Here is a 10,514-nt window from a genome sequence, read left to right on the forward strand (position 1 = left end):
ATGACGATCGAAACCGTCGGCCTTGACGTACTCGAAGCAACGCAGAAGCGTCTGCATCAAGAACTACCGGCTGCCCTAACCGAGCAACACCGCCAGTTCCTGATCTCCCTGGTACGCGCCCGACCCGACTGGTCCCTAATGCCCTACGCGCACATGAGGGAACTGCCGGCCATAAAGTGGAAACTTATCAATCTCGAAAAGCTTAGAAAAAATAACCTGGTGCTGTTCGAGAAGCAGGAGGCTTCGCTGCATGAGGGCTTTGCTGCCATTGACAGTGGGAAGGAACCTTCAGCCTGACTAGGCTACGGCAGCTTCCTCGACTTCGGCCTCTATCGAGTCGGCAGGCCGCCTTTCGCACGGCAGCGCCAAGGCAGCGAAGGGTCCTGACGGCAGTTACGGCGTTCCGTTCTTGCAATACACGGCAAAGCCAGGGCGGTCGGCGAGGCGGTCGAAATACTCGGTCACCGCCGGAAGGTGGGGATGATCGAACGGCGTGCTGAACCAGCGATTCACCGACAATCCGATGGGCACGTCGGCGAGGCTGAACTGGTTCCCGGCGACGAACCCGCCCGTGGCCTCCAGTCGATTCTCCAATATGCGCATGTGCCGAGCCCAGCTTGCAAGCGATGCAGCAATGTCATCCTGCGCCTGGTGCGAGGGAGATTTTCTGACGAGGCCGAGAAAAGCGTAGCTCCAAGACCGATTCAAGTCCGTCGCCTGCCAGTCCATCCACTGATCGATCCTTGCCCGCTCTAAGGGGGCGGTGGGGTACAGCGCTTCGCCGCCATAACGCGAAACCAGATAGCGGATGATTGAGTTCGACTCCCACAGCACGAAATCCCCGTCCTTGATGACGGGTACAAGGCCGTTGGGATTCAGCGACAAAAATTCGGCCGTGTCAGTAGACCTAAATCCCGAGCCCCAGTCCTCCCGCTCGAAGGGAATGTGCAATTCGGCACACACCCACAGCACTTTACGAACGTTGATAGACGATGCTTTTCCGAGGATTTTCAACATGCGCGCGCTCTGATTGTTGGCAGTGGAGCCAGTCCGGACAAGTGAAGTTTTGAACTATGTACCGCTCGACGTATGACGTTCGCTGTTGCGAGTGCGAGGATTGTCGCCAATCTTATCAGCGAGTGGTGAAGTGAAGTATGCTGTGCCGTCCGCCGTGTACATGAAAGGCGACACCAGGCTAGCTGCAGCTACGGGTGTGCCGAAAGCGATGGAGCATGCCAGATGACAAAAGCGAAAAAGAAGCTACTGCCCAAGGACTTCGAGGCCCTGCTCGACGAAGGAAATCTGCCGAAGCTCCAAGCGGTGTTCGATACCTGCGATCTCAATGCGCGGGGCGGGGTGAGCAAGGTGACCGCACTGGCCTTCGATCGCTGCCCCGACGCCCTCGCCCGCTGGCTCGTGGCGCAAGGCGCCGACCTCGAGGCGGCCGACGCGCGCGGCAACACGCCGCTACATAGACGTGCCCGGAGTCGCCGAAGCGGTCTCGACGTCCTGCTCGAACTCGGTGCCAACGTACATAGCGATCACGCATCGATCGGTACCCCGTTGCACGCGGCAGCGGATTCGCGCAACGCGCGGAACGCCCGCTTGCTCCTCGAACATGGCGCCCGCGTCGACGCTGTGAACCGGGACGGATTGACCCCGCTCGAACAAGCGTTGCGCACTTGCGGCAATGCGGAGCTCGAGGAAATGGTTGCGCTAGCCGAAGTGCTGCTCGCCGCCGGAGCAGTTCAGACGCAGCGAATGCAAGCTCAGGTCCAAGCGATCGGCGCGCGCTTCGAGTTTATGCGGGAAAGCTACAATCGGGAAAGCGTCGCTGCCGCCAGCGCCGCACTGGACCGGCTATATACCCTATTCGACGTCGCTCCGGTTCCTCGTCGTCAAGTGCATGACGCCCATTCGCCGATCGCGATCGAGGCCGGCCCATGGGAGGAGCAGCATCGAGCGCTATGGAAGCAGCTCGTGCCGAGCACCGGCCATGCCGCTACGGTCCAGGGCGAGGTCATCCGGATCTCGGGACGTATCGCCTATGAGCTCGACCATAACGGCGGCGGTAACTGGGACGCCGATTTCAAGAAGATGGCCGACGCCTTTCTCGACCACATCCGCACGGGCAATGCGTTGCCAGCGGCTGAACTATCGCAGGCAGACGCACTCGTCCAGGACGTCAAGCGCAAATCAGGTGAGCCGGCTCAACTCTGTCGGCTCGCCGTCGCTTGGGTGAGCCGCAATCCCGATCCGGTCAAGCTCGCGCCACCGTCGTATCGGCGATAGCGAAGCGGTTTTAGCTCGAGCAGGAATTGCGTGCATCGGGCCGCTCGCGCGATCGCCCGCAGAAGCCAGCCCAATCACGAAAACGCCAGATAGTGTTTCGTATAACTGTCGCTCAGCACTTCCCATAGCGAAGACGTTCCTTTTTCCACAAACCAGGAATCGCCTGCGCGAAATAGCGCGCTTCGCCCCGTCGACTCGTCCGTAATACGCACTTCTCCCTGCAAGATCGTCGCCTGTTCACTGAACGGGTACACGAGGCGGTACTTGCCCTTCGACGTACCGAAATAGCCCGCATTGATGGGATCGGTGGGCGCGCCGTGCGTCGCGTCGCCATACGCCTGCACGTCTCCCCCATCAAGAATTTGGGCGCCGAGCTTGCTCAGACTTCCCCACGGATGAAGCTGCGCGATCGTCATGTTGCGATCGATGATGGTCAGACTCATGATGAAAAATCGCTTGTCGAAAGAAGAGAATGAAACTCAACGGCGTCCGTTCGAGTAGCCGGAGATCTGGTGAAGCGCCTTGCCAAGGCTGACGAGCAACGCGCGATAGCGGTCCTTGCCGCTGATTTCCGCCCGACTGATTGCGCTGATCAGTCGATAACGCTCGGAGCCGCCCAAGATGCCCTCCGCAAGAATCTTGCAGATGATCTGGCTCGGCGTGACGCCGAAGCCTGAATAGCCCTGTACGAAGAAGACATTCTCGTGTCCGGGCAGAGCGCCGATCTGCGGAAAAAGATTGCGTGTCGTAGCCATGGGCCCGCCCCACGCGAGATCGATACGGACGTCGTGCAGGTACGGAAATACCTCCAGCATCAATCGTCGGTTCCATTGCTTCAGATCGGTCGGGACGCGTTCGATCAACTGCGTCGATGAACCGAACATCAGCCGGTTATCGTTCGTCACGCGGTAGTAATTAATGATCGGCCGGATGTCGCTGTACGCGCCGCGAATCGGGCTGATCCGCTCGATCAGTTCCTGGCTCAGCGGCTCGGTTACCGAGTTGAACGCGTAAACGTTGATCGTGCTGCGATGCAGCTCCGGCTCGATCCGATTATTGAATCCGTCTACGGCCCACACCAGCTTGCGCGCGCTGACCGATCCCTTTGCGGTTCTGACTTTGATCCGGTCGCCATAGGTCACCTCCAGCGCCGGGCTGTATTCGAAGATCCTGACGCCGTAGATCTGCGAGATCGCCTTCGCCTCGCCAAGCAGCAGATTAAGCGAATGCACATGCCCGCCTCCCATGTGCAGCAGCGCAGCCTCGTAGACGTCGGAACCCACGATCTGCCTGACGTCGCGCCCTTCCATAAAACGTATTTCGTACGGGGCGCCAAGCGACTTGAATTCCTTCTCCCAGCTGCGCAGGGTCTTCGCTTGACGCGCGTTGTAGGCCAGATATCCATATCCGCTGCGGAAGTCCGCATCGATGTCGTATTTGGCGATACGGTCACGCATGATCTGCGGCCCGAGGTCGCTAAGCGCGAATATCGCCCGCAGGCCCTCCTCGCCGACATCCGCTTTGATGGCATCGAGATCATGCCCGATCCCGGCCATGACCTGTCCACCGTTGCGCCCCGTACCGCCATACCCGAGGTAGCGTCCTTCGAGAACGACAGTGTCGGTCACACCCTGCTCCGCCAGCTCGAGCGCGGTGTGAATGCCGGAGAATCCACCGCCGACGATCGCCACGTCTGTTTCAACATCGCCGTCGAGCGACGGGAAACTCAAATCGTATTTCCTGGTTGCCGTGTAGTAAGTCGGCGTTTCATCTGTGTGCATCGCGCGTCTCGTCAGTGGATCCGATTTCTCAGAACATCACCCTTAATCCCGCCATCAACGCGAGCTGGCGATTCGAATTGCTGTTGACGAGGTTCGGAATCTGAGCGTAATTTGCCGTGCCGCCCGTCGCGGGGTCGATGCCCAGACCCTGCCCGGAGGCCACCTGCCCGATCGCGACGCCGTACAGCGCCGTGCGCTTGGACAGCGCGTAGGTCGCGCCCAGGTTGACCTGATGCAAGCGCGTCGAACCGCCGCTTTCCACGCGCGCGCGATTGAAGATGTACGCAGCCCCAAGCGTCCAGGCCGGCGTCAGGTTGTATGTGGTGTTCAATTCGGCAATATCGAACGTCACGTCTGCTCCGTCAGGGCGTGCCCCGCTCGCGAAGTACGCGCTTTTTTCGAGCTTCGTGTGCGTATAGACGAGCGCGACCGTCGCGTGACCTAACGTGACCGACGCACCGACACCTGCCTCCTTCATGGCGCCGGCATTCTGCAGATTGCAGTACATCGCCGCCGCGTTGCTACATGCAAAGTCGCCAATGTAGCCGGCGGTTCCGCCCAGCGCGGCATCGAGCGGATTGTCGAGCGAGAGATAACCGGCGCTCACCGACACCGGGCCATGGGTATACGCCGCGGCAAGCGCATAGCCACGCCGTGCGCTGAAATCGCCGGCTTGGCCGCCCAGACTGAACGTGCCGCCGAAGGTGAACCCGTTGATATCCACGCTCATGAACTTCACGGCGTTGTTCATGTTGAACGCTTCGTTCAGGTTATCGACGTCGCCGAAGTGCGACCCGTAGAGCGTCGACCATGCGTTGCTCGACGCGTAGACGCCGAGAAAGTCGGAGTACGAATCGTATTGCCGACCGAGACTGAGCGTGCCGTACCGATCGTCACGCAGACCGACCCACGCCTGGCGATTGAAAAGAGCGCCGTTCTGCAGCATCGCGCCGTTTCCGGTCAGGAACTGGTTCTCGAGCGCAAACGTCGCTTTAACGCCGCCGCCCAGATCCTCGGTCCCCATGAGCCCCCATCTGGACGGCATCAGATAGCCGCCGCCAAGCTGCACCGCATGTCCGCCGTGTACAGCGCCGCTCGCGTCTGTGACCTGCTGGTTGGTCGAATACAGGATCCCTGCATCCACCGATCCATACAGGGTCACGCTGCTTTGCGCGTGTGCCTCGTGAACCGCCGCCCCGAACAGCATGGCGCACACGGCGGCATGTCTCGCTTTACCTTTCACTTTCTACCTCCTGTTTTTTATCAAGAATGCTGTCGCCCGAACAACCTTCGATCTGCAGCACGACGAACTTCGGGCAAAGCCCTTCCCGCTGAGCGGCGCAAAGCGCCCTCATCCGGCGTACCCGGAGGGGAATGAATCAGTGGCTACGTGGTGGGTTAGAGCCGCGAATTGCCGAGCGCGTCGAACGCGCGTGGATTGCGCATCTTCAGCCGGCGGGCAGAGGCGACCCCGGCGATGGCGAAAATCGGCATCAACACGGTGAGCCCATACGAGAGCCCGACGCTTGCGCCCGTCAGAACCGGAAAGTTGACGATGGCGAGCACGAGCACGCCGAGGAGCGCAATACCCGAAAGAACCGGAAACACGAAGACCCGCAACGCGCCTTCCTCCCGCTGAGGCGTCCGCGCGAAGAACCGAAGCACGGCCGCGGAAGACAGCACCATCAAGGCGATGATGCAAAGGGTCGCAAGATTCGTCAGCCACGAAAACAGCGTGAGCACGGGATCCGACTTGCCGACGATGAACACGATGACGACACATGCGGCAATGACGCTCTGCAGTACCGAGCCAACGTGCGGGCTGCTGTGCGAGGCGTGCGTGTGCCCGAGCGATGCCGGCAACAAGCCTTCGCGCCCGCTTGCATAGAAGTAGCGCGCCGCCGAATTGTGGAAGGCCAGAAGACCGGCATAGACGCTCGTGATGAATAACACGCTCATCGCGTCGGTCAAAGCGCGGCTGGCGTAATGATCGGAAAGCGAATAGAGGAACGTTGTCGGGTCGGAGAGTCCGTTCAGGGTCTTCACGATCTCGCCGGCGCCCGCGCCGATCACCATGCACCAGAGCGAGAACGCGTAGAAGCCGCCGATCAGCAACACCGAGATGTACGTCGCAAGCGGTACAGTGCGGCGCGGATCTTTCGCCTCTTCGCTATAGATCGTGGTGGCCTCGAAGCCGACGAAACTGGCAAAGCAGAACAGGAACCCGATGGCCGGTGTGCCGCTCAGGAATACGCGCGGCGTGAACGACGCAAACGTGATGCCGTGCGCGCCGCCCGTCTTGAGGATCGCCATGTCGAGAATCAGCACGACAATGTATTCGCCGAACACGAGCAGCGACAGCAGCTTCGCCGACAGATCGATTTGCCGGTAGCCGAGCACCGCTATGCTGGCCAACGCGACGAGCGAACATACCCACCAAGGCATGGCGATGCCGAGACGCGCGGACAGGAAACCGGACGCCACCGCGCCAAACATTCCGTAAAGCCCGATCTGCATCGTGTTGTAGCCGAGCAGCGCGAGAAACGCCGCTGCGCCGCCCGCTGTCCCGCCCAGCCCCCGGGCCGTGAAGGCATAAAACCCGCCGGCATTCGTGACATAGCGCGACATCGCCGTGTAGCCCGCGGCGAATATCAGCAGGATCAGCACGGTCGCAACGAGCAGCGCTGGCGTGCCCGCTCCGTTGCCCAGCATGATGCCGATTGGCAAGCCGCCCGCAATCGCGACCAGCGGACCCGCGGCCGAGATGACGAAAAAAACGATGAAACCGAGGCCGAGCGCGCCCTTGCGCAACTCGGTCGACGGTGTAGGGTCCATTGCGACACTCATTTGATTCGCTCCCGATGGAATTGCCTGCCTGCTGTCGTGGTACACGGCATCGGGGCATTCGTCTCCGCTCCGACTGGACCGGACGGTAGCCCGCCGCATGGAGCCAATGTAAGAAGCCAAAAGTCGAGTCCGGCAGCACAGATTGGCAAGACGTGGCATGCCTCGGGTTTACGCGTTCTCGCGGGAGCGCTTCGACGCGCGCGCAGCGTCGCGCGTCAATTCTTTCTAGGTGTCTGCGAGGGCAATTCGCCGAAGAGGTCGCGGTATTCACGCGCGAAGTAGCTAAGATGCGTGAAGCCCCATCGAGCGGCGGCATCGCCGATCAGCAATTCGCCGGCCGCAGTCGAGCGCAACAGCTGGCGAACGGCGTTGAGGCGGATGGAGCGCAGGTATTCGACCGGTGTGACGTTCGCGACGCGCTGAAAGCTCGTCTGAAGCGTGCGCCGGCTACAGCGCAGATGCCGGCACAAATCCAGCACCGTGAGCGGCTCGTCGGCCTGATCCTGGATCAGGCGTTCGCAACGCCGCACGATTTCACTGTAGGTGCTGTGCGTCAGGTCGCGCGGCTCGTCGGTGGCGGCCTCGAGAAGACCGAGCATGAGGCTCACCACCTCGTCTTGAAACAGTCGTGTAGCCGACGGATTGACGAAGCCAGCCGGATTGCGTGCCGCAACGTCCAAATAGCGCGTCAGGCCTTCGCGCAGAACCGCAACGCGTTCGCCGGGCACGGGTAGCACGTGCCTTCTCAACTGACGCACGGCAGCGCCGCCGACCGTTATTCCGACGAGTTCCTCCATCGTTCCGGCCGCGAGGCTGACGACGGCGTAGTGCATCGACTCGGGGGTGTAGAGGCGAAATTCCTCGTGCGTGCCGAGCGCCATGATGGCGTAGCCATCGACGCGCTGCCCCTGGAACGTGCCCTGCATGGGCGCGGTCAGCGGCACGGCGATAGACGAAAGGCCGTTCGGCGAGACGCCCGACTGCACGACTCGTCGATTCGTCGCTTCCTGGAAGAACTGGAAGCCGGGACTGTTCACCTGGAACAGCGTGCCTTCGAAGCGGCCGGGCGTGATCTGGCGGTAGATCTGCTCCCAGCCGTTGACGGCATACGACAAATCGTGGGCGTCGGCGAGGGCGGCAGTCCGGAATTCCATGATCCTCTCCTACGAAACACAAAACATCGTGCCCGACCAAAATACCGATTGCGAGGGTGCGAGGTTGCTAGAACGTCTCCGGAGCTTTCGTACCGCCAATGCCGACTGCGCGTCAGTGCGCAATGCAAACCGATTTCGTTTCGGTGAAACCCTCGATCGCATGTCGACCGAACTCACGCCCGATGCCCGACTGCTTGTAACCGCCGAACGGCATGCCGGGATCGAGCGGCACATGGCAATTCACCCACACCGTACCGGCCTCGATCTGTGGCACGAGGTTCAGCGCCGCGCGCAGGTCGTTGGTCCATAGGCTCGCGGCAAGACCGTATGGGCTGTCGTTCGCAAGACGCAAGGCTTCGGCCGGGTCGTCGAACGGCGCGAGCGCCAGTACGGGCCCGAACACTTCGTCGCGCATGATGGAGGCATCGGGCGGCACATCGGCGATCACGGCGGGCCGCACGTAGTAGCCGGGCGCGTCGACGGGCGTGCCGCCTGCCAAGAACTGTAGCCCTTCTGCGCGGGCGCGCGCAAGGTGATCTTCCACACGTGCGCGGTGGTGGCCGGAAACCAGCGGATTGATCTGCGCGGATGGATCGAGGCCGGGACCCATCCTCATCGCGTTGGCGCTGTCGGCCAACCCCTCGACTACCTTCCGGTACTTGCTGCGATGCACATAGATGCGCGACACCGCCGCGCACACCTGCCCTTGGTTCAGAAGCCCGCCCGCGAGCACACCCTGCACCGCCTGGTCGACGTTGACGTCCGCGAGCATCACAGCCGGATTCTTGCCGCCGAGTTCGAGCGAAAAGCGCGTCATGTTTTGCACGGCCGCAGTGCCGACCCGTTTGCCGGTGGGCGTCGAACCGGTAAACGAAATCTTGTTGACGCCCGGATGCGCGGCGAGCGCGGCGCCGCATTCGGCGCCGCCGGTCACCACGTTGAACGCGCCCGGCGCAATGCCTGCCTCGATGGCCAGTTCGGCCAGCCGCAACGCCGTGAGCGGCGTCTCGGGCGACGGCTTGATGACGACTGAGCACCCGGCCGCGAGCGCGGGAACCAGCTTCCAGACTGCGATCATCATCGGAAAATTCCACGGCACGATACCGGCCACCACGCCCACAGGCTCGTGCCGCGTGAACGCGGTATAGCGGGCGCCCGGCGGGAACGGGATCGACACGTCCAGCGTCTCGCCCACGATCTTCGTCGCCCATCCTGCCATATAGCGGACGTACTCGAGCGTCGCCGCTACGTCGATCGCACGGGCAATATTGATCGACTTGCCCTGATTGAGCGTCTCCAGCTGCGCGAGCTCCTCGGCATGCGCCTCCAGCACATCCGCGAAACGCAACAGAACGCGCTCACGATCGGCCGGCCGCAACCCCCGCCACACCCGCGCCTCGAACGCGGCGCGAGCGCTAGCCACGGCACGGTCCACGTCGATCGGATCGGCATCCGGCACCGAGGTCAGCACATTGCCCGTCGCGGGATCGAATACGTTCGACCGGCGCGGCGAATGGGCGGGGCAAATCGCGCCGTCGATGAAAAAGCCGTGTTCCCGTCCGACGAATGCGCGGACGGCGTCGCATAGTGCGACTTCCGCATGGGTGCTCATATCGTTGATCTCTCGACTCTGGGGTGAAAAGGCCCATCCGGTGTACGTTGGATCCGCAGCGTTAGCGGCTGGACACCGATTGCTGCGCCCGACTCTAAAGACGCGGCGCCGCGCGCGTTAGCGCAAATCGGCAGACGCGCGCGAATTGCGGGTAAACCACCGGGCGCCGAGCACCGACGCGGGCAGAGCGAACGTCTGCGCGGACAGTAGGCTTCCTCAGTGGAACAGCACGCCGACCAGTTCGGTGCGACTCGATACGCCGAGTTTGCGGAACATGCGCAGCAGGTGCGTCTTGACCGTGGGCTGGGCGAGCGCCAGATCGCGGGCGATCTGCTTGTTCGAAAGCCCGTTGCGAACTAGGCGCGCGACCTGTTGCTCGCGGTGCGTAAGACGCGCCGCACGGTCAGCCGCCTCGAGCCCGGCCTGGGGCATAGACAACGCGGACTCGCGGCTCAGCCTGGACGCCAGAGCGACTTCGAGCAACGGCGCAAGCGCATTCGCACTTTCGACCTCGGCTCGGGAAAAGGGCGACTCCGGCTCGAAGCGCAACAGCGAGAATGCGCCGGCGACGTCGCCATCTGCTCGCAAGAGTACTTCCATTACGTCGACCACCCGATGAGGCCGCAAGAAGCGCTGCCAGTAGACAGAGTTGAGGCGCAGCGTCTCGGGCAGTTCACCGGCGAGCGTCAGCACGCTGCCTGGCTGTTGGATGCAACGCGACGGATGGAGCGGGTCGAGCCGGCAATAGCGCTGCAGATAGTTGCGATGCATGCCCTCGGCCACGCCGAACAGTTCGAAGCCCGATGGCTGGCGATCCCTGCCGATCCG

9 protein-coding genes and 1 pseudogene are annotated in these 10,514 nt (G+C 62.2%); 2 read left to right on the forward strand and 8 right to left on the reverse strand.

Translation table 11 applies throughout. The annotated features are described in order from the left end of the window. Positions 1-297, forward strand: a pseudogene (locus ACTHNR_RS15890) (nucleotidyl transferase AbiEii/AbiGii toxin family protein); the annotation flags it as partial. 96 nt (positions 298-393) lie between these two features. Here the strand turns inward: ACTHNR_RS15890 and ACTHNR_RS15895 are convergent. Further along, positions 394-1,017, reverse strand: a complete 624-nt coding sequence (locus ACTHNR_RS15895; protein ID WP_440548614.1) for a glutathione S-transferase family protein — start codon at positions 1,015-1,017, stop codon at positions 394-396. Positions 1,018-1,239: 222 nt separating this feature from the next. Here ACTHNR_RS15895 and ACTHNR_RS15900 point away from each other — a divergent pair, with 222 nt between their 5' ends. Continuing rightward, positions 1,240-2,292 (forward strand): ankyrin repeat domain-containing protein, encoded by a 1,053-nt coding sequence (locus ACTHNR_RS15900; RefSeq protein WP_440548615.1) that lies wholly within the window; start codon positions 1,240-1,242, stop codon positions 2,290-2,292. A 74-nt stretch (positions 2,293-2,366) separates the two neighbouring features. On the opposite strand, the gene ACTHNR_RS15905 is transcribed toward ACTHNR_RS15900, so the two are convergent. The 7 genes from ACTHNR_RS15905 to ACTHNR_RS15935 form a co-directional block, all read right to left on the reverse strand. Further along, on the reverse strand, positions 2,367-2,735 hold the full coding sequence (locus tag ACTHNR_RS15905) for a cupin domain-containing protein (protein ID WP_440548616.1): 369 nt from the start codon (positions 2,733-2,735) through the stop codon (positions 2,367-2,369). Between the two features lie 36 nt (positions 2,736-2,771). Continuing rightward, positions 2,772-4,073 carry an NAD(P)/FAD-dependent oxidoreductase gene (locus ACTHNR_RS15910; RefSeq protein WP_440548617.1) on the reverse strand — a complete coding sequence of 434 codons (1,302 nt, stop codon included), beginning with the start codon at positions 4,071-4,073 and terminating at the stop codon, positions 2,772-2,774. A gap of 28 nt (positions 4,074-4,101) precedes the next feature. Then, complete coding sequence (locus tag ACTHNR_RS15915; RefSeq protein ID WP_440548622.1) at positions 4,102-5,280, reverse strand: porin; 1,179 nt, start codon at positions 5,278-5,280, stop codon at positions 4,102-4,104. A 191-nt stretch (positions 5,281-5,471) separates the two neighbouring features. Next, entirely contained in the window at positions 5,472-6,920 is a 1,449-nt protein-coding gene (locus ACTHNR_RS15920; RefSeq protein WP_440548618.1) for an APC family permease, read from the reverse strand. A gap of 215 nt (positions 6,921-7,135) precedes the next feature. Next, the gene (locus ACTHNR_RS15925; protein WP_440548619.1) at positions 7,136-8,074 is read right to left on the reverse strand and encodes a helix-turn-helix domain-containing protein; all 939 of its coding nucleotides are present in this window, start codon (positions 8,072-8,074) and stop codon (positions 7,136-7,138) included. Positions 8,075-8,186: 112 nt separating this feature from the next. Further along, positions 8,187-9,686 carry an aldehyde dehydrogenase family protein gene (locus tag ACTHNR_RS15930; RefSeq protein WP_440548620.1) on the reverse strand — a complete coding sequence of 500 codons (1,500 nt, stop codon included), beginning with the start codon at positions 9,684-9,686 and terminating at the stop codon, positions 8,187-8,189. 216 nt (positions 9,687-9,902) lie between these two features. Next, positions 9,903-10,514 (reverse strand): response regulator transcription factor (locus ACTHNR_RS15935; RefSeq protein ID WP_440548621.1); only part of this gene is annotated, 612 nt, incomplete at its 5' end.

Origin of the sequence: Trinickia sp. (genome assembly GCF_051954495.1) — a bacterium.
Classification (GTDB): Bacteria; Pseudomonadota; Gammaproteobacteria; order Burkholderiales; family Burkholderiaceae; genus Trinickia.

Coding starts and splice junctions, on each gene's coding strand:
- ACTHNR_RS15895 (WP_440548614.1), bottom strand. CDS start 1,017: ATGTTGAAAATCCTCGGAAAAGCATCGTCTATCAACGTTCGTAAAGTG.
- ACTHNR_RS15900 (WP_440548615.1), top strand. CDS start 1,240: ATGACAAAAGCGAAAAAGAAGCTACTGCCCAAGGACTTCGAGGCCCTG.
- ACTHNR_RS15905 (WP_440548616.1), bottom strand. CDS start 2,735: ATGAGTCTGACCATCATCGATCGCAACATGACGATCGCGCAGCTTCAT.
- ACTHNR_RS15910 (WP_440548617.1), bottom strand. CDS start 4,073: ATGCACACAGATGAAACGCCGACTTACTACACGGCAACCAGGAAATAC.
- ACTHNR_RS15915 (WP_440548622.1), bottom strand. CDS start 5,280: ATGCTGTTCGGGGCGGCGGTTCACGAGGCACACGCGCAAAGCAGCGTG.
- ACTHNR_RS15920 (WP_440548618.1), bottom strand. CDS start 6,920: ATGAGTGTCGCAATGGACCCTACACCGTCGACCGAGTTGCGCAAGGGC.
- ACTHNR_RS15925 (WP_440548619.1), bottom strand. CDS start 8,074: ATGGAATTCCGGACTGCCGCCCTCGCCGACGCCCACGATTTGTCGTAT.
- ACTHNR_RS15930 (WP_440548620.1), bottom strand. CDS start 9,686: ATGAGCACCCATGCGGAAGTCGCACTATGCGACGCCGTCCGCGCATTC.